The following is an 18,869-nucleotide window of genomic DNA, read 5'->3' as shown; positions in this document are numbered from 1 at the left end:
GGTGGGTGGTGGCCCCTCGTAAAAGCTGACATTCTGCCGAAATTGGCCCTTAGTGACCTGCGGAAATGTCGGGCGCCCTCTCTGTCAGGCTGGTTGTGAACAACGATCCGTAGGAGGTTTTGTTCATGACTTTGCTCGATGTTCCAGTGTTGATCCCGGAGCCGGACGTGCTGTCCGAGGCAGCTTCGGTCGGTGGTCAACAGGTTCGAAGCGGTCGCCTGCCCAGGCGGAGGCTTCGCGCTGATGATGTGTTGTCCCTTGCGGTGACGGTGCTGTCTCCTGGCGAGGTCCTCGACGAGGATGACCTGGTTATGCCGCAGGCTGGCGCGGTTGTGTTTACAGCGTGCCAGCCGTATTCGCGGGGGTTGGATTTTACTGCCGCTCAGAAGCGACAGATGGTCACGATCTATCGCCAGTTGCCGTATGGGGCGAAAGGTATCTGGCTTGATCGCCATGGGCTGTATGGAGCCAAGATCTTTCGGTGGGGCCAACAGCTTGGGCTTTTGACCTGCGCGCAGCAAAAGGCAGCGTCGGTCGGCGACGAGGAACTGCCAGCGGTGCTCGACGCCGCGGCGGTGACGTCGCTGGTGCAGCGCTACCTTTCGCTTCCTTACGGTGAAAAGGAGGCGTTTATCGCCAGGCATGATCTGTGCCACCGGACAGTGCTGCGGTGGGCCACCATGGTCGCAGACGGGTCGATCGCGCATTACACGCATAAACGAAAGGCAGGAACAGTGGGAAAACGCACCTCAGATGACCTCACGCAGTCACGTCGCCAGGTTGAGGCGATGATTCGGGAAAACGAACGGTTGAAAAAAGAACTCGCCAAAGCCAACCGCAAACTCACCCGGCAAGAACAAGAACTGGATAAATGGGTCAAAACCAGTGATGTGTTGGGAAAAGCTTTAGCGTCCATGCCCGATCTTCCTGGCGTGGACTACGACGCGGAGGAAAACGCCTATCCGAAGACGAAACGCGACGCTATGAAGCTGGTCGACAAGAAGAACAACGACTCATCGACGCCCTTGTCGGATTAGGCCACTCCACTTCCCGGGCGTGTGTGTTGCTGGGAGTCAGCCGCAGCCGGATCTACTACGAATCCAACCCGCGGCCGAAAACCGCCAACCCGATTGCCCACCACGAACGCAACATCGCCCGGCTCACACAGGAACACGTCGATAAGATCCTCGCCCAGCTGGACGCCAACCCGCAATCGAGCGTGGACGATGTGTTCTACAACGCCTATAACCACGGCGTTTACGTCGCCAGTTTGAGCAGCTTCTACCGCATCGCCCGCAAGCACAACAGACTGTTGAAGCACCGTAACTGCACTCGCACCAAACGCAGGTCGAAACGCGGCAACAACCAGCCACCACATGTCGTCGCTACTGCACCAGCACAAGTGCTGTGCTGGGACATCACATTCCTGCCTGGCCCGTTCGTCAACGAAAACTACGCCTGCCACACCATCATCGACCTGTACTCACGCGCCGTGATCGGCACGTTGGTCACCCACCGCGAAGACGCACGCGGTGTATCCAAACTCTTCGACGACATCTTGACGCGCTACCCCACAGTGCAAACCGTGCACTCCGACAACGGGGCAGCTATGCGAAGCAACGCCTTAAAGCGAGTGTTCGCCAAACACGACGTTGACGCATCGTTTAGCCGGCCGGCAACAAGCAACGACAACCCCCAGATGGAGTCACTGTTCCACACCATGAAGGGATTTGCGTACTACCCGAAAGCCTTCGCCGACATCGACGCCGCCACCCAATGGGTAGCCCGCTTTACCAGGCACTACAACAACCGGCCCCACAGCGGCATCAACGGCTACACCCCGCAAAGCGTGCTCGACGGTACCTGGAAGCAATACGAAACCAACCGCATCAACGCAGCACGTGCCGCACTCGAAGCCGGACTCATCACCGCAATGCCCAAAACACCGACCGGACTACCCAAAGAGGTCACCATCATCCGCACAACCACCAAAACCCGCCCACAATCACCCACACTTACCGTCGCCTGAACCAGAAACTGTTCACAACCACTTGACACAAAGCGGCGGTCGTCAGATCTTGCGAGCGCCGGGAGGGGGGGCGGCGCTTGCGGACTCCGCATTGCGGACAACTCGGCCGCCATCAATGATTGGTCGTCACCCACTATGCAGCTGCATAGCGGTGGGTGGTGGTCCCTCGTAAAAGCTGACATTTTTCTGAAATCGGGTCTCGGTTACCTGCAGAAAAGTCGGACGGTTGTCAGATCTTGCGAGCGCAGGGAGGGGTCGGTGCTTGCGGACCCCGCATTGCGGACAACTCCGCCGCCACCAATGATTGGCCCGCACCCACTATGCAGCTGCATAGCGGCAAGGCGCCGGTTGCGGACTCTGCATTGCGGATAACTCGGCCGTCACCTATGGTTGGCCGGCACCCACTATGCGGCTGCATAGCGACGAGGCGCCGGTTGCGGACTCTGCTTTTGCGGACAGCTTGGCCGTCACCAATGGTTGGCTGATACCCACTATGCAGCTGCATAGTGGAAGTCGCCCGGCTAGGGCTGGGGAACGATGACCTCCGGGATTTCGCCGTACATGCCGGAGCCGAACCACCAAGCCCCCAGCGCCACGGCGACGATCGCGATGATGGCGAAGACGGTGTACAGGGCCACGCCGAACGGGGAACGGTTCGACACGGGTTTAACGGTGGGACGTCGGGAAGCGGATTCGCGGGAGGAGGGGGCATCCGGGGCGTCGGGGGGAATCGGTCTCGGCGCAGGTGCAGGCACTGGAGCAGGTGCCGGGCCAGCGGCCGGGACTGGCGCAGGACCGGCAGCCGGAGCAGCCGCGGGCCATTGGCCGCGCGCCGGGCCGGGTGCTGGCTGGGCCGGCCTGGCGGGGGAAGGGGAGACGCGGGTGGGGGCGTCGTCGCCGGGGAAAAGGCGCTGGTGGGCGGCGCTCTGGGCGCTCGAGTCAGCACCGCCAGCACCACCGCCAACCCCCGCGGCCAGCCCAAAATTGGTCGGGTGCTCGGCGGCGCGGTGCGCGGCGGAGTTGCGCGGCGCCGGCACGGTGTAGGACGGAAGCCGCAGCTCGCTGGCCACATCGTCCAACGCCGCCAAAAACTCTGCGGCGTCGTGGAACCTGTCGTGCGGGTTGCGGGCGGTGGCGGTGGCCACGAGCTCGTCGAAAAGCTTGGGCACCCCCGCGATCAGCGAGGACGGCGCGGGCACATCGGAGCGCAGCCGCGCGTACGCGTGGGCCAAGGGGGTCTCGCCGCTAAACGGCGTGCGGCCGGTGAGTAGTTCGAAGAGGACGATGCCGGCGGAGTAGACGTCGGAGGCGGCGGTCAGCGCCCCTCCGTCGACCTGCTCGGGCGAGAGGTAGGCGACGGTGCCGACGATTTGATCGGTGGATTGGGTGGTTTCGGCGGTGGCGCGCACGAGGCCGAAGTCGGAGAGTTTGACGCGGCTGGAGGTGTCGATGAGCACGTTGTCCGGTTTGATGTCGCGGTGCACCATCCCCTTCGCGTGCGCGACCGAAAGCCCGGTGAGCATGCCGCGCATCACGGCCGCGGCGGCGTGCGGGGGCATGGGGCCGCGCTCTGCCAGCAGCTCGCGCAGGGTGCCGCCGGTGATCAGCTCCATGATCAAAAATACTTCGCCGCCGGATGCGGAGAAGTCGTACACGTTGACCAGGTTCGGGTGGCTGAGCTGCGCCATTGCGCGGGCTTCGCGGCGGAATCGCTCGCGGAACACTTCGTCGTGCACGTACTGCTCGTGCATGACTTTCGCGGCCACTTCGCGCCCGAGTCGCGCGTCGACGCAGCGGTAGACCGTGGCCATGCCGCCGCGGGCGATTGGGCGGTCGACAACGTAACGCCCGTCCAGTGTCGTGCCTGCGCGCAAGGTTGCCATGTGCACCAGAGTAGAATCGCCGACCGTGAGCGCACAAACGAATCTTGAGCAATTGCTTATCGACGAAACCCTGCTGCCGTTCCCGGATGTCGCCGAGAAGCTGGGCGTGCCGGTGACCAAGGTGCATGACTACATCGGCGCGAAGAAGCTGGTGCACTACGTCAAGAACGGCAAGAAGGTTGTGCCGGCGAGCCTGCTCGGCGAGGACGGCTTGAGCAAATTCGTCTCCGGCGCGATCACCGTGCTTTTCGACGGCGGCTACGACGCCGACGAGATCCTGGCGTTCCTGTTTACGCCGGATGAGTCTCTGCCGGGGCGTCCTGTGGACGCGCTGCACGGCCAAAAAGCTCGCGAAGTGATCCGCCGCGCGCAGGCGATGGCGTTCTAGCCGGATCCCTAAACAGCCACTCCACCGCCACGACGGCGGCGATCGCGGCAAAGGCGAGGAACCACATGTCGTAGAGGCGGTGGTTGCCGCTGCCCTTGAACGCCAGCGCCACGACTATGGACGCCCCCACGGTCACCCGCACCACCCAAGCCGGTGGCTTAAACGTGCCTGCCAGCGAGATGACGGAGGCGTAGTACCAGGGCAGCGTCACCGCGTTTGCGGCAAACGCCACGGTGTATGCGGCGGTGGTGCCGGCGACGGCGCGGCGCTCGTAGGCCTCGCCGCGGCGGGGGCGGAAAATCCACCACACCACCGCCAGGCCAACCAGCATGAGCACGGAAAAGACGGTGCGGGTCCAGCCGAGGGCGGTGTTGTAGCGGAACGTGTCGTCGAAAAGCTGGAGCACCGGCGTGATCAGTTCGGCGGCGAGGGTGGGGCCGGCGAGCGGGTTGATCACCTTCGAGTTGCCGGTGATCTCTTCGAGCCACCCCCAGGTGGTGCCAGATGCCCACGTGACCAGCTGGATCACCGCGACGTTGACGGCGAGCGCCCACGCCCCGCCGGCCACGAGCATGCCGGCGGCGCCAAGCGTGGTGGTGCTGCGCCGCTGGACCATCAGCCAAACCACGAACGGCAGCGCCACCGCGGCGGTGGCTTTCAGCGACACCGCCAGCGCGATCAGCGCGATGCCGGGGGTGCACCAGCGGCTGCGCAGGCACGACAGAAGGCCCACGCTGACCAGACCGACCATGACGGCCTCGTTGTGCATGCCGCCGATGAGGTGCAGCAGCATCACCGGGTTGGCCGCGCCCAGCCACAGGGCGAGGGCAGGGTCGCCGCCGATCTGCTTCGCTATCCGCGGCAGCGCCCACACGATCAGCGCGAACCCGGCCAGCGAAATCAGCCGGTAGACCACCAGGCCAGCTGTGACGTTCTCGCCGACCAGCCACGTCACCGCCTTGCCCACGCCGAGGTGCAAAGGACCGTACGGCGTGGTGGTGTTGCGCCAGTCGTGGGAGACCTCCCACAGGTACGGCCCCGGGTTGACGGCGGCGCCTTCGGAGTAGGGGTCGAAGCCGTCGCGAAGCATCGCGCCTTGCATGAGGTAGGAGTACACGTCGCGCGACAGGATCGGCGCGGACAGCGCGAGAACGCCCGCCCACCAGCACACGCTGCGGCGCACCTGCGCCAGGCCGGGCCGGGTTTTCCACAGCAGCACCCACGCCACCACCAGGCCGAGAATGCCGGCGGTGAGCAGCACGTCCATCAGCGCGCGGCCGTGCCCGTAGGACAGGTGCTCCAGGCCCACCGCGCGCAGCAGGCCGCCGCGGTAGCGGGTCGCGCCGGCGCCGAACGAACCCACGGCGATCAGCGCGCAGGCGGCCACGCCCAAATGCTGCGGGCGCATCACATCCGCCGGTCGGTGGCCTTGTGCGCGAGCACGGTGAGCGCTTCAACGGCGGCGTCGTTGATGCCGGCGCCGGCCAAAAAGCCCAGGCCGGAGGCGGTGAGCTCCTCGATGCGCGCCTCCACCGCGTCTTCCGCGCCGCTGGAGCGGATGAGCGCTGCTAATCGACGCAGCTCCGCCTCGTCCTCCGTCTTCCCAATCCCGTCACGTAGCTCTTGCGCGGCGGCCGGGTCCGCCTGGTCCAGCAGCTCGAGGGCGGTGGCGAACAGTTCCGTGCGCTTGCCTTCGCGGATGTCGTCGCCGGCCGGCTTGCCGGTCACCGCCGGGTCGCCGAACACGCCGAGCAAGTCGTCGCGCAGCTGGAACGCGATGCCGATGTCGCGGCCGTAACCACGGAAGGCGTCGATAAGCGAATCGCCCGCACCCGCAAGCGCCGCGCCCAGGTGGAGGGGGCGCTCGATGGTGTACGCCGCCGTTTTGAACCGGTTGACGCGGTTGGCCATCTCCACCGACTCGCTGCCGAGGCTCTCCAGCATCATGTCCAGCAACTGGCCGCCGATGACCTCGGTGCGCATGCCCACCCACGGCTCCGCGGCGCGCGCGAGCGCGTCTTGGGAGACGCCGGAGTAACGCCACATGTCCTCAGCCCAGGCGAGTGCGAGGTCGCCGAGCAGGATCGCCGCGTTCGTGCCGTAGAGCTCCGCGGAGCCGAGCAGGCCCTGGCTGCGGTGCTCCGCTTCGAGCGCGCGGTGCACCGTGGGGTTGCCGCGCCGGGTGTCGGAGGCGTCGATGATGTCGTCGTGCACCAGCGCGCACGCCTGGATCAGCTCCAGCGAGCTGACCGCGCGAAGCACTGCCGCGGGGTCCTCGGTGCCGTGAAGACCGCCGGCGCCGACGAACCCGGCCCATCCGTACGTGGGGCGCACGCGCTTGCCGCCGCCGAGGACAAAGCGACGCAGGTGGCCCACGGCGTGGGCGACAGGCTCACCAATGGTTTCGACAGCCTTCGCGCGCTCGTCAAAAAACGCTGCAAGATGCTGCTCCACCTGTGCCGGTACGTCCTCGAGCCCAAGATTTTTCACGCCCACGCTCCTCGTGCCTGAAATTCGTGCTTTCCCTGCAAACCCTACCCAGTGGGGTTTTGCAGATCGAGGGCGAGGATGGCGAAGGGCCGTTTATCTCCCTCATAGAGGAAATTGCGCGCCACGTCCGTGAAACCGAACTTTCGGTAGAGCCCGAACGCGTTGTTCGCCTCGCCCGCAACCTCCGGAGTAGACAGCAGCGCCCAGCGAGTCGGGGCTTCCCGCAGCAGCTCCGTGAGCAGGCGGGAGCCCAGACCATTGCCTTGCAGGGCGGGGGAGACGTGCACCTCCGCGACCTCGAAGTAGCTGCGCAGCATGTCCCGGTCCTGATCCGTGATCCCGCCGTTCGCCTCCATCGCGCGCACGAGTTGGCGGTCCCACCAGCGCTCCCGGGTGCCGATGAAGCCGTAGGCGACGCCCACGACCTGGCCGCCCTCGATCGCCGCGATCGCAGTGAAACCGGGGGAGCGCACCTCGCCCTTCCACACCTGAATGCGCTGGCGGCGCATAGACCGCGGGTACCCCATGGCCTCGATATAGATGTCAACGAGCGTGGGGACGAGCATCAGGAACTCGGCTGCCGTGAGGCGCTGGATGGTTGCAGTCACCCCTCTATGGAAGCACTTGCGGGTGCGGGGCGTGACAAGAACCCAAACATTGGTTCGAACACACGTTCGTTTGAGGGGCCGGTGGTGTCGAACGGGTGTTTTAGGGTGAGCCCATCACTTAAACGAAAGCAATGTTTGCGCAGGAGGAAGCGATGATGGGAAGCGTAGTTTCGGCAACAACCGGTGCGGTGTACGGGCGGGGCGCGCGTATCAGCAAGGCGGACCAGTTCCTGGCCGCGGCCGAGGAGCTGATTGGACTGGCGCACGATGATTTTGAGGCTGGCAGGCACGACGTGGCGATGGAAAACGCCTACCGTGCGGCGCTTCGGGTCGCCGGGGCGCGGAACGCGGGCTCGCCGGTCGTGCGCAAGCGCAAGCGGCTGCCCACCAGCGCGTGGGACAAGCTCGCGCTCACGGGCGACGACGGCGCGCATTGGGCGGCCGTGTTCAAGCGCTATTCGGCGCAACGCGGCAGGGTGGCGTCCGGCATTGAAACGGATCCGGGCGCGGCCGTCGTGCACCGCTTACTTGCGGATGCGGAGGAGTTCTACCTGTCCACCCGTGCAGGGGAGGTGCCGATGGCCGCCTAGCGGGACGAAAGTGGGACACGGGAACAATCTGCGTACCATGGCCGTTAATCGGATATTGTCAGTCCGCCATCGGTATCTGGAGAGTGAGCAGTGTCTCTATCTGAGCAGGAAATGCGGGCGTTGCGCGAAATTGAGCAGTCGCTCTTCGCGGACGACCCGAAATTCGGTAGCAGTGTCGTGACTGAATCTGGCTTCGGTTCCGCGCCTAAGACGGGGCGATTGACCATGCGCAGCGTCGCGCTGATCGTCTTGGGGCTCGTGCTGCTGCTCGGCGGCGTGGCACTGGCGAGCTTGAGCATTTGGACGATTGTGCTGAGCATCATCGGCTTCGCAGTCATGCTCTTCGGCGGCATCATGGCCCTGCGCACCCCGTCGAACCAGTCGTCCCCGTCCGCACGCGCGTCCAGGCAGGCAAAGCCCCGCACCCAGCGCAGCGCCAGCATGGAGGAAAGCTTTCGTCGGCGTTTTGAGGACCGTCAGTAATATTTAACGGCATCTGCGACAGCGCCTTCCCGGCATAGCGGGAGGGCGCTTTTTCGTGCCCGCCCCAAATCCCCCACTTCTCCCCACCTGTGCCCCAAAAGCGCCCAAACTTGGGTGCAGACGTTCCACTCGGGACGAAAGCCATGGGGTTAGAGGGGGAGAAAGTGGCGTGTGTGAGCCGTGGTTCGAGACTTTGCGGGTAAACTCGCCCACGGCGAAATAGCGGCTTTGAGCTGTGAAAATGCGACACGTCAGAACAAAAAACTGCCGAAGTGTGGCGTTTGTGGGGGAAAGTGGGTTAAAGTGGGGCTCAGCGGAGTGACGTGGCGCGCATCTTGACTACGTGCGCGGTGTGGAACGAAGCCGAGAAAATTTCACAGCCAACGTCAGAAAGTGAAGGAAGGTAGGTCGCCGGATGTTTCTGGGAACCTACACTCCCAAGCTCGACGACAAAGGTCGCCTGACGCTCCCCGCGAAGTTCCGTGAGGATCTTGCGGACGGGTTGATGGTGACCAAGGGGCAGGACCACTCGCTTGCGGTGTACCCGCGTGACGAGTTCGCCGCCCGCGCCCGCAAGGCCGCAGCGGCATCCCGCACAAACCCCAAGGCGCGCGCGTTCATCCGCAACCTGGCTGCCAGCGCGGATGAGCAAACGCTTGACGGGTCTGGGCGAATCACCCTGTCCCCGGCGCACCGGGAGTACGCAAACCTTTCCAAGGAGTGCGTGGTCATCGGTTCGGTGGATTTTCTCGAGATCTGGGACCTCGAGTCCTGGAATAAGTATCAAGAAGAGACTGAAGCCGCGTTCTCCGCGGCGGATGACGACGACATTCTCTCCGGTCTGCTGTAGGGCTGACTACCCGGCAGCAGGCATCGACTACGGAGAGCGTGTACGGACTCTGTCCGGGGCGTGAAGCGTTCTGGTGTACTTCCCCGACATCAGAACAGCCGCCCCGGGCAGGGCTCTATGCGCTCCCCGCGCTGACATCGCTGACACACCGCACGAGCTTGGGACACTAAAGGGACACGGAGGGCATGGCATGGCGAACTTCACGCTCGCTGACGACCCGCACGGTCACGTCCCCGTCATGCGCGAACGCATGGCTGAACTGCTCGTTCCCAGCGTCGAGAAGTTCGGCGCAAATGCGGTGCTTATCGACGGCACGCTTGGCGCCGGCGGCCACACCGAGCACTTCCTCACCGTGTTTCCCAACGCCCGCGTGATCGGCGTGGACCGGGACCCGAACGCGCTGCGTCAGGCGCAGCAGCGCTTGGCGCCCTTCGGCGACCGCTTCACCGCAGTGCAGTGCCGCTTCGACCACGTCGACGAGGCGGTGGCGGACAACACCGGCGACATCTTCGACACGGCCCGCGAGCACGGCATCGCGGGCGCGCTGTTCGACCTGGGCGTGTCGTCCATGCAGCTGGACCAGGAAGAGCGCGGCTTTTCCTACCGGGGCGACGCCCCGCTGGACATGCGCATGGATCAGACCCAAGGCATCACCGCGGCCGAGGTGCTCAACACCTACAGCCACGGCGACCTCGCCCGGATTTTGAAGACCTACGGCGACGAGCGTTTCGCCGGCAAGATCGCCTCCGCCGTGATCGCGGAGCGCGAGCGCGAGCCCTTCGACCGCGCCGCGCGTCTGGTGGAGCTGCTTTATGCCACCATCCCGGCGGCGACCCGCCGCACCGGCGGACACCCCGCCAAGCGCACGTTCCAGGCGCTGCGCATCGAGGTCAACCGCGAGCTCGAGGCGGTGGAAAACGTCGTGCCCGTGATCACCGACCTGCTCGGTGTCGGCGGGCGCGCGATGTTCATGAGCTACCAGTCCCTGGAAGACAAGATCGTCAAAGCCGCGTTCAACGAGCTCACCACCTCCAAGACCCCGGCTGGCCTGCCGATGGACCTGCCGGGCACCGAGCCGGAGTTCCGCACCGTCACTCGCGGCGCGGAGAAAGCTCCGGCGGAGGAGATCGAACGCAATCCCCGCGCCGCACCCGTGAGGGTGCGTTGCATTGAAAAACTCAGCCCCTCCCAGCCCACCCACTAAGCCCGACAAAGGACGGACACCATGGCCGCACGAGCAACGAGATCGGCAACGCTGACCCGTAACCAGAGCCGCACACAGGGCCGCACCCCGCGCCGCACTGAGCACCCGGCCAACCGCGTGCGCACCATGCCGGGTGTGAAGCCGCACGTGGAGTACCCGAAGTCCCGGGGCCGCCTGGGGTCGAATCAGGTGGTGTCCGTCCGCGGGCGCCGCGTGGCCACCACGAAGGCGCGTTCCAAGTTTTCCTCGCTATCCCAGATTGCGTTGCCGCTGCTGGTGGTTGGCATCGCCGCGGCAATGATCTTGTCCGGTATCGCAACTACGCAGACGTTTGCGATCCAGAAGCTACAGGCGCGTGAGCAGGAGCTGTCCAACGAGGTCGAGTCCCTCAATCGCGACTTGGAGGACCGCCGTTCCTCGGCGGCGCTCGCGCAGCGGGCGGACTCGATGGGAATGGTCCTTGCTGGTGAGCCGGGCGTGATTGCGGTGAACGAGGAGGGCCACGCTGAGGAACAGCGCCCCTACAACCCGGAGTCGGCCACCAAGCTGGTGGATGTCAACGGAGAGGGAAGCCCCACCTCCCGCGCCTCGTCGGACAACCGCGCGACGAAGGAGCTGGAAGACGCTCTGACTCAGCGTCCGGGACGCGCCGCGAACGCTCCGCGCCTTGACAATTTGGCGCCGTACCAGGCCAACGTTGCGGCCCGGCCGTAGCGGAGGGCGTGGCGCACCTAGGTATCTGCCCGGGGGCGGGGCATGATGGTTGTCGACAAAACGGCGGGTACCAGCCAGTGGATATGGGAGGTGAGCAGTGCCACGCACTCACGCTAACGCGCAGGTAAGGCCAGAGAAGCCAGCGCCGGCTTCCCAAAAGCAGATCACGGGTACGCGCGTGTATTGGCTTGCTATCGCTTTCTTGGCGGTGGCGGCCTTGCTTATTGGACGCCTGTTTTGGGTGCAGGTGATCATCGGCGACGAACTGCGCGAGCAGGCCAACGATCAACGCAGCCGCACCTATGTGGACCGCGCGCGCCGCGGCGAGATCGTGGACCGCGACGGCAACAAGATGGCATACACCATGCAGGCGCGCTCTTTGACGGTGTCTCCGGTGCAGCTGCGCAAGGAGCTCAAGGAACAGCAGGAACTTGAGATGCGTGTGGATGGCATGTCCCCGGAGGAGATCGCCGCCCAGGTCGATGCCCGCGTGGAGGACCAGCTGCGCACGATGGCCAACGAGATCCCGGGCATGATCGGCGACGGGGAAGTGGTGCGCGACGCGCCAGCGAATACCGCCACCGGCGAGCCGACCACCAAGGTCGGACAGGTCAGCGCCAAGGAGATCCTGGACAAGCTGCACGCCGACACCAGTTATGAGGTGCTGGTGCGCAACGTCGATCCGGATGTGGCCGCCACCGTCGCGGATGCGTTCCACGGCATCGCGGCGGACCACCAGGACATCCGCCAGTACCCGAACGGCGCGGTCGGCGAGAACATCATCGGCAAGGTGTCCATGGACGGCCAGGGCCAGTTCGGCATGGAAGCTTCCCGCGACGCGGATCTCACGGGCATCGACGGCCGCTCCACCGAGGACGTTTCCGCGAACGGCCAGTCCATTCCGGGCTCGCTTCGCGACGTCGTTCCGTCCGTCGGCGGCGCCCAGATCGAGCTGACCATCGACCTGGATCTGCAGACCTACGTCCAGCAGACCCTGGAGCAGGCCAAGGCCAACTCCCTGGCCAAAGAAGCCCAGGCCGTGGTGATGGACGCCCACACCGGCGAGGTGCTGGCAATGGCCAACACCGACACGATCAACCCGAACGGCAACGTGGACCAGCAGGTCAAGCAGGGCAAGGACTTTGAAAACCCGAGCGTGTCGCACCCCTTCGAGCCCGGCTCGGTGGCGAAGGTGATCACCGCGGCCGCGGCGATCGACCAGGGGCTGACCGACCCGTTCGAGGTGCACCAGGTGCCCGGCTCCATCGACATGGCGGGCGTCACGGTGCGCGACGCGTGGGAACACGGTGTAATGCCGTACACCACCGCCGGCATCTTCGGTATGTCCTCCAACGTGGGCACGCTCCAGTTGGCCCAGCGCCTGGGGGAGGAGCGGTTCTGGGATTACCTGAACCGCTTCGGCATCGGCCAGGGCACCGGCATTGAGTTGCCCAACGAGTCCTCTGGCCTGCTTCCGGTCCTTGAGCAGTGGTCCGGCGGCACGTTTGCCAACCTGCCCATCGGTCAGGGCATGAGCTGGACCACCCTGCAGATGGCCGGGGTGTTCCAGACCATCGCGAACGAGGGCGAGCGGATCCAGCCGCGCATCATCCACAAGATCACGGGCCCGGACGGAGAGGAGATCGCGCAGGAGGAGCCGCAGCGCACACGCGTGATCAGCGAGGAGGCTGCGCGCACCACGCTGGACATGTTCCGCGCCGCGTTCCAGGAGGACCCGGCCGGCGTCAACAACGGCACCGCCCAGGGCAACAACCTGGAGGGCTACCAGTTCTCCGGCAAGACCGGCACGGCCCAGAAGGTCAACCCGGACACCGGCGCGTATTCCAACAGCGCCTACTGGATCACCTTCGCCGGCGTCGCGCCCGCGGACGACCCGCGCTTCGTCGTCGCCGTCATGCTGGACGAGCCGCAGCGCGGCGTGCTCGAGGGCGGCAACGGCGGGCAGTCCGCGGCCCCGATTTTCAAGCAGATTTCGGGTTGGCTGCTCAACCGTGAGAACGTGCCGCTGAGCCCGCCGGCAGAGCCGTATCCGTTGCAGGGCCAGTAGATACAGATGGAGGACTCACCTATGACAAGCTTGCAGCATCTCGCCGACATCGCCGGCGCGCGCATCGTCAACCCGCCGAGCGCGGACGCGCCGGTGACCTTCATCGGCCTGGACTCGCAAAACGTCGAGCCCGGCGGCCTGTTCGCCGCGCTGCCCGGCACCCGGGTGCACGGCGCGACCTACGCGTTCGACTCAGCCGCCGGCGCGATACTTACCGACGAAGCCGGGCTGGCGATTATCCAGCAGACGGCCGACCGCCGCCCGGTGCTGGTGGTCGAGGATGTGCGGGCAATTTTGGGCCATGTGGCGGCTGAGGTGTACGGGCACCCGTCGCAAAGCTTCATGCTCCTTGGCGTGACCGGCACGTCCGGTAAGACCACAACCACCTACATGCTGGAGAAAGGGCTCACCGCAGCAGGCTGCAAGGTGGGGCTGATCGGCACGACCGGCACGAAGATCATGGGCCGCGACGTGGCCACGGAGCTGACCACGCCCGAGGCGCCGATGCTGCAGCGGCTGTTCGCGCAGATGCGCGACGAAGGCGTCACGCACGTGGTCATGGAAGTTTCCTCGCACGCGCTGATGCTGGGGCGCGTCACCGGCTCCGACTTCGACGTCGCCGCGTTCACCAACCTCTCGCAGGACCACCTGGATTTCCACCTGACCATGGAGGATTACTTCCAGGCCAAAGCGCTGTTCTTCGACCCGGCGAGCGAGCTGCGCGCCAACCGCAGCGTCATCTGCGTCGACGACGAGTGGGGCGAGCGCATGGCCGAACTCGCCGAGGCGCCGGTCACCGTCGCAACCACCAAGGGCGCTGATGTGACCGCGGAGCTTGTGCGTATCGACGACCAAGGCCGCCAACGTATCCAGCTCACCGCCGACGAATCCCACGAGTTCACACTGCCGATGCCGGGCGCGTTCAACGTGGCCAACGCCGCCCTCGCCGCGGCTGTCGCCCAGACTGCGGGCGTGGAGCTGGAGGCGTTCTTGCACGGCCTGGAGCAGGCGGCGGTGCCGGGGCGCATGGAGCGTATCGACGAAGGCCAGCCCTTTGTCGCCGTCGTGGACTACGCCCACAAACCGGCCGCCATCGGCGCGGTGCTGGCCACCCTGCGCGGCCAGGTGGAAGGCCGCATCGGCGTGGCCGTCGGCGCGGGCGGCGACCGCGATTCCTCCAAGCGCCCACTGATGGGCGCCGAGGCCGCCAAGGGCGCGGACTTCGTGGTGGTCACCGACGACAACCCGCGCACCGAGGACCCCGCCGCCATCCGCGCCGCGGTGCTCGCGGGCGCCTGCGAGGCCGGCACCGGCGCCGAGATCGTCGAGGTCGGCTCCCGCGGCAAAGCCATCGACGCGCTCGTCGAGTGGGCGCGTCCCGGCGACGCCGTGATCGTGGTGGGCAAAGGCCACGAGGTTGGCCAGCTCGTGGGCACCGAGAAGCTGCACTTCGACGACCGCGAAGAGATGCGCAGGGCAATCACAGAAAGGCAATCTCGAGCATGATCGACATGACGCTGGCGCGCATCGCCGAGATCACCGGCGGGCGCCTAAGCCCCGAGGCCGACCCGGACACGCACGTGACCGGGTTCGTGGAGTTCGATTCCCGCAAGATCGGCCCCGGCGGGCTCTTCGTGGCCTTCCCGGGCGCGCGCGTGGACGGGCACGACTTCGTGGACAAGGCCGCCGAGGCTGGCGCTGCCGCGTCGCTGACCACGCGTGAGGTGGGCCGGCCAGCGGTGATCGTCGAGAAGCTTCCGCCCCGCGAAGGCGACAACTCGGACCTGGCCGCGAACGACCCGGACGGCTCCGCCGCGGGCGTGGTGGACGGCATGTCCAAGCTCGCTTCCGCCGTCGCCCGCGAGCTGACAAACAATCACGGGCTGACCATCGTGGGCGTGACGGGCTCTGCGGGCAAGACGTCCACGAAGGACCTCATCGCCGCGGTGCTCTCGCGCGCAGGCGAGACGGTGGCGCCCCCGGGCAGCTTCAACAACGAGATCGGCCACCCGTACACGGTGCTGCGCTGCACCGAAGACACAGACTTCTTGGTCGCGGAGATGTCCGCCCGCGGCATCGGCCACATCGCTCACCTGGCCACTATCGCACCGCCGAAAATCGGCGTGGTGCTCAACGTCGGCTCCGCGCACATCGGCGAATTCGGCTCCCGCGAAAACATCGCGAAGGCCAAGGGCGAGCTGGTGGAGGCGCTGCCGCAGAGCGGCGTCGCCGTGCTCAACGCGGACGACGAACTGGTAGCCGGCATGGCGCCGCGCACCAACGCGCGCGTGGTCACGTTCTCCGAATCCGGCAACACGTCCGCGGACTACTACGCCACGGGCGTTGAGCTGGACGCGGTGGCGCGGGCGTCCTTCACTATGCACACCCCGGACGGCGAGCCGCAGCGCGTCACGCTCGGCGTGTTCGGCGCGCACCAGGTGGGCAACGCGCTCGCCGCGGCGGCCGTGGGCACGGAGTTGGGCATGGACGCGTCCGCCGTGGCTGAGGCGCTGTCCGCGGCCAGCTCGGTGTCCGTCAACCGCATGGACGTGAACACGCGCGCCGACGGCGTGACCGTGATCAACGACGCCTACAACGCCAACCCCGAATCCATGCGCGCGGCCATCGCGGCGCTTGGCTACACCGCCGCCGCCCGCCCGGGAGTGCGCTCTGTGGCTGTGCTCGGCGAGATGAGCGAGCTCGGCGCGGGCGCCACGCAGGAGCATGCGCTGCTCGCCGACGAACTGGCGCGCTACCGGGTGACGCACCTTGTGGCCGTCGGCAAGTCCGATGCAATGGCCGCGCTGACCCAGCGCGCCGAAGACCAGGGCATCCGCACCACCGCAGTCGCCGACACCGACGAGGCCGCGCAGGCCGTGCGCGAGCTGTTGGCGTCCGCGCCTGCGGGGGAGGACAATTGGCGCGAGCGCGCAGACCGGGATGTTGTGCTGGTCAAGGCCTCCAACGCCGCCCGGCTGTGGGTGGTGGCTGAAGCGCTCCTGCAAGGGCATACGCTTAGGTAGACCACGCGACGTAGAGAAATAGCAAGGTACAACTTCCATGGTTCAAGTTATCTGCGCCGGAATCATCAGCTTTTTGGTTTCGATCTTCCTCACCCCAGCGCTTATCCGGTACTTCAACCGGCGGGCCATGGGCCAGGAGATCCGCGAGGATGGTCCGGCGTCCCACGCCCGCAAACGCGGCACCCCGACGATGGGCGGCATCGCCATCCTCGCCGGCATCACCATGGGCTACCTCGGCGGCAGCCTCGTCGCCCTGATCACAGGTCACGCAGCGTTCACCGCCACCGGCCTGATCGTGCTGTTTCTCACCCTGTCGTTGGGCCTGGTCGGCTTTGCGGACGACGGCATCAAGCTGTTCATGCAGCGCAACCTGGGCCTGAACAAGACTGCGAAACTGTTGGCACAGTTGGCCATCTCGCTGATCTTCGGCGTGCTCATCCTGCGCTTCCCGGACGACAACGGGCTGACCCCGGGCTCGCAGTTTCTAAGCTTCGTGCGCGACATCGAGACGATCGACCTGACCTTCGGCGGCGGGACCATCGGCACGGTGTTCTTCCTCATCTTCATCTACATCTTGCTGGCCGCGTGGTCGAACGCGGTGAACCTCACCGACGGGCTGGACGGGCTCGCCTCCGGCACCACCGCCCTGGTGATGGCCGCGTACGTCGGCATCACCTTCTGGCAGTTCCGCAACTCCTGCGAGGCCGTGGCTGCCGCCGGCTGCTACAGCGTCCGCGACCCGCTGGACCTGGCCATCCTGGCCTCCGCCGGCTTTGGCGCCTGCGTGGGCTTCCTCTGGTGGAACGCAGCACCTGCGAAGATCTTCATGGGCGACACCGGCTCGCTCGCACTCGGCGGCCTGGTGGCTGGCCTGTCCGTGGGTTCGCGCACGGAGCTGCTGATGATCATCATCGGCGCGCTGTTCGTGCTCGAAGCGCTCTCGGTGGTCATTCAGGTGGTGTCGTTTAAGTCCACCGGCAAGCGCGTGTTCCGCATGGCGCCGTTCCACCACCACTTTGAAAACGGCGGCTGGCACGAAACCACCGTTGTGGTGCGGTTCTGGATCATCTCCGCCATGGCGTTCATGCTCGGCCTGGCTGTGTTCTACGGCGAATGGCTGAACGGGGCGAACCTGTGACGCATTCGATCCTGCCGGACTACACCCTGGTCGCCGGCGCCGGCGTGTCTGGCCTCGGTGCGGCGCAGCTGCTTGAGCGCGCCGGCGCCCGCTTCACCATCGTGGACGACAACGAGGACGGCCGCGCCCGCGCCGAGGCAGCCGGCTACGACACCTGCACCGGCGACGAGGCCCGCGCCCGCTTCGGCGAGGTCGGCCTTGTGGTCACCTCGCCCGGGTGGCGGCCGGACACGCCTTTGCTTGTCGACGCCGCATCCGCCGGCATCGACGTCATCGGCGACGTCGAGCTGTGCTTCCGCCTGGACCGCGCCGGAGTGTTCGGCAAACCCCGCACCTGGCTGGTGGTCACCGGCACGAACGGCAAAACCACCACCACCGGCATGCTCGCGCAGATGATGATCGAGGCCGGCAACGACACCGGCCTGCGCGCCGGCGCCTGCGGCAACATCGGCGTCGCGGTGGGGGAGGCGATGCTCGCGCCGGAGCGTTTGGACGTGCTGGTGGCCGAGCTTTCCAGCTTCCAGCTGCACTGGTCGTCCCAGCTCGTGCCCGATGCGGGCGTGCTGTTGAACCTGGCGGACGACCACATCGACTGGCATGGCAGTTTCGCCGAGTACGCCGCGGCCAAGGCGAAGGTGCTCAAGGCGCCGGTAGCGGTGGCGGGCATCGACGACACCGAGGTCGCCCGCATCGCCGCCGGCACGGGGCGCGAGGACATCGTCGGGTTCACGCTCGGCGAGCCGGCGGACGGCCAGGTTGGTGTGTCGGGCGGACGCATCGTCGCAAAGCTTGGCGGGAAGTCTGTGGACGTCGCATCGGCCGACGGCATCGAGCCCGCCGGTGCCGCAGGTGTGCTGGACGCGCTGGCCGCCACCGCGGTCGCGCTGACCCAGGGTGCCAGCCCTCAGCACATCCAACGTGCGCTGGACGCGTACCAGGTGGAGGGCCACCGTGGTGCGGTCGTGCACTCCGGCGGCGGGGTGGATTGGGTGGACAACTCCAAGGCCACCAACCCGCACGCGGCGGATTCGGCGCTCACCGGCGCTGGCACCGTGGTGTGGGTCGCCGGCGGGCAGCTCAAGGGCGCGTCCGTGGACGCCGTGGTCAAGGCGCACGCCACGCAGTTCCGCGCGGTGGCGCTTCTGGGCGTGGACCGGGAGCTGATCCGCACCTCGCTCGAGCAGGTCGTGCCGGAGGTGCCCGTGTTCGTCTCCGACGCGCAGGACCCGGAGCAGGCGATGGACGAGGTCGTCGCGTGGGCGGCCACGCAAGCGCAGCCGGGGGACACCGTGCTTTTGGCGCCCGCCGCGGCGAGCTTGGACATGTTTTCCGGCATGTCTGCGCGTGGCGACGCATTCGCGGCCGCCGCAATGCGACACTGGAACCCGCACAACAAGTAAG

The 18,869-nt window shown here is 66.3% G+C and carries 17 protein-coding genes; 13 read left to right on the top strand and 4 right to left on the bottom strand.

Going from position 1 to position 18,869, the window contains the following annotated elements:
* Positions 1 to 125: 125 nt before the first annotated feature.
* Positions 126 to 1,037 (top strand): hypothetical protein, encoded by a 912-nt coding sequence (locus tag ACX1NL_RS08120; protein ID WP_181890113.1) that lies wholly within the window; start codon positions 126 to 128, stop codon positions 1,035 to 1,037.
* Complete coding sequence (locus ACX1NL_RS08115) at positions 1,016 to 2,029, top strand: DDE-type integrase/transposase/recombinase (protein WP_181889614.1); 1,014 nt, start codon at positions 1,016 to 1,018, stop codon at positions 2,027 to 2,029. The genes ACX1NL_RS08120 and ACX1NL_RS08115 overlap by 22 nt, the downstream gene beginning before the upstream one ends.
* Positions 2,030 to 2,550: 521 nt before the next feature.
* On the opposite strand, the gene ACX1NL_RS08110 is transcribed toward ACX1NL_RS08115, so the two are convergent.
* Positions 2,551 to 3,912, bottom strand: coding sequence for a protein kinase domain-containing protein (locus ACX1NL_RS08110; protein WP_458897841.1), 1,362 nt, complete (start codon positions 3,910 to 3,912; stop codon positions 2,551 to 2,553).
* Positions 3,913 to 3,937: 25 nt separating this feature from the next.
* On the opposite strand from ACX1NL_RS08110, the gene ACX1NL_RS08105 reads away from it, so the two are divergent.
* Positions 3,938 to 4,300 carry an Rv2175c family DNA-binding protein gene (locus ACX1NL_RS08105; protein ID WP_458897840.1) on the top strand — a complete coding sequence of 121 codons (363 nt, stop codon included), beginning with the start codon at positions 3,938 to 3,940 and terminating at the stop codon, positions 4,298 to 4,300.
* Here ACX1NL_RS08105 and ACX1NL_RS08100 read toward each other — a convergent pair.
* Genes ACX1NL_RS08100 through ACX1NL_RS08090 form a run of 3 tightly spaced genes read right to left on the bottom strand, consistent with a single transcriptional unit; the run spans position 4,203 to position 7,398 of the window.
* Entirely contained in the window at positions 4,203 to 5,708 is a 1,506-nt protein-coding gene (locus tag ACX1NL_RS08100) for an alpha-(1->6)-mannopyranosyltransferase A (RefSeq protein WP_458897839.1), read from the bottom strand. The genes ACX1NL_RS08105 and ACX1NL_RS08100 overlap by 98 nt on opposite strands.
* Positions 5,708 to 6,790, bottom strand: a complete 1,083-nt coding sequence (locus tag ACX1NL_RS08095) for a polyprenyl synthetase family protein (protein WP_338026591.1) — start codon at positions 6,788 to 6,790, stop codon at positions 5,708 to 5,710. Before ACX1NL_RS08095 ends, ACX1NL_RS08100 begins: the two co-directional genes overlap by 1 nt.
* Positions 6,791 to 6,834: 44 nt before the next feature.
* Positions 6,835 to 7,398 (bottom strand): GNAT family N-acetyltransferase, encoded by a 564-nt coding sequence (locus ACX1NL_RS08090; protein WP_181888745.1) that lies wholly within the window; start codon positions 7,396 to 7,398, stop codon positions 6,835 to 6,837.
* A gap of 152 nt (positions 7,399 to 7,550) precedes the next feature.
* On the opposite strand from ACX1NL_RS08090, the gene ACX1NL_RS08085 reads away from it, so the two are divergent.
* The 10 genes from ACX1NL_RS08085 (at position 7,551) to murD (ending at position 18,868) form a co-directional block, all read left to right on the top strand.
* Positions 7,551 to 7,988, top strand: coding sequence for an SAV_6107 family HEPN domain-containing protein (locus ACX1NL_RS08085; RefSeq protein ID WP_370642144.1), 438 nt, complete (start codon positions 7,551 to 7,553; stop codon positions 7,986 to 7,988).
* 111 nt (positions 7,989 to 8,099) lie between these two features.
* Positions 8,100 to 8,471, top strand: coding sequence for a DUF3040 domain-containing protein (locus ACX1NL_RS08080; protein WP_202032190.1), 372 nt, complete (start codon positions 8,100 to 8,102; stop codon positions 8,469 to 8,471).
* Positions 8,472 to 8,886: 415 nt separating this feature from the next.
* Complete coding sequence (gene mraZ / locus ACX1NL_RS08075; protein WP_171192781.1) at positions 8,887 to 9,321, top strand: division/cell wall cluster transcriptional repressor MraZ; 435 nt, start codon at positions 8,887 to 8,889, stop codon at positions 9,319 to 9,321.
* Positions 9,322 to 9,511: 190 nt separating this feature from the next.
* Positions 9,512 to 10,525, top strand: coding sequence for a 16S rRNA (cytosine(1402)-N(4))-methyltransferase RsmH (gene rsmH / locus ACX1NL_RS08070; protein ID WP_458897838.1), 1,014 nt, complete (start codon positions 9,512 to 9,514; stop codon positions 10,523 to 10,525).
* A 21-nt stretch (positions 10,526 to 10,546) separates the two neighbouring features.
* Positions 10,547 to 11,239, top strand: a complete 693-nt coding sequence (locus tag ACX1NL_RS08065) for a hypothetical protein (protein WP_458897837.1) — start codon at positions 10,547 to 10,549, stop codon at positions 11,237 to 11,239.
* Between the two features lie 178 nt (positions 11,240 to 11,417).
* Positions 11,418 to 13,307, top strand: coding sequence for a peptidoglycan D,D-transpeptidase FtsI family protein (locus ACX1NL_RS08060; RefSeq protein ID WP_458897836.1), 1,890 nt, complete (start codon positions 11,418 to 11,420; stop codon positions 13,305 to 13,307).
* A gap of 21 nt (positions 13,308 to 13,328) precedes the next feature.
* Positions 13,329 to 14,813 (top strand): UDP-N-acetylmuramoyl-L-alanyl-D-glutamate--2,6-diaminopimelate ligase, encoded by a 1,485-nt coding sequence (locus ACX1NL_RS08055; protein ID WP_458897835.1) that lies wholly within the window; start codon positions 13,329 to 13,331, stop codon positions 14,811 to 14,813.
* Complete coding sequence (locus ACX1NL_RS08050; protein ID WP_458897834.1) at positions 14,810 to 16,330, top strand: UDP-N-acetylmuramoyl-tripeptide--D-alanyl-D-alanine ligase; 1,521 nt, start codon at positions 14,810 to 14,812, stop codon at positions 16,328 to 16,330. Before ACX1NL_RS08055 ends, ACX1NL_RS08050 begins: the two co-directional genes overlap by 4 nt.
* Positions 16,331 to 16,367: 37 nt before the next feature.
* A complete protein-coding gene (gene mraY / locus ACX1NL_RS08045; RefSeq protein WP_458897833.1) occupies positions 16,368 to 17,468 on the top strand; it encodes a phospho-N-acetylmuramoyl-pentapeptide-transferase in 1,101 nt (366 codons plus the stop codon).
* The gene (murD, locus tag ACX1NL_RS08040) at positions 17,444 to 18,868 is read left to right on the top strand and encodes a UDP-N-acetylmuramoyl-L-alanine--D-glutamate ligase (RefSeq protein WP_458897832.1); all 1,425 of its coding nucleotides are present in this window, start codon (positions 17,444 to 17,446) and stop codon (positions 18,866 to 18,868) included. The genes mraY and murD overlap by 25 nt, the downstream gene beginning before the upstream one ends.
* Position 18,869: the final 1 nt, after the last annotated feature.

The organism is Corynebacterium sp. CQ3829_602738 (assembly GCF_054478435.1).
The sequence above is the reverse complement of the archived record's forward strand: the minus strand, read 5'-3'. Positions and strand labels throughout refer to the sequence as shown.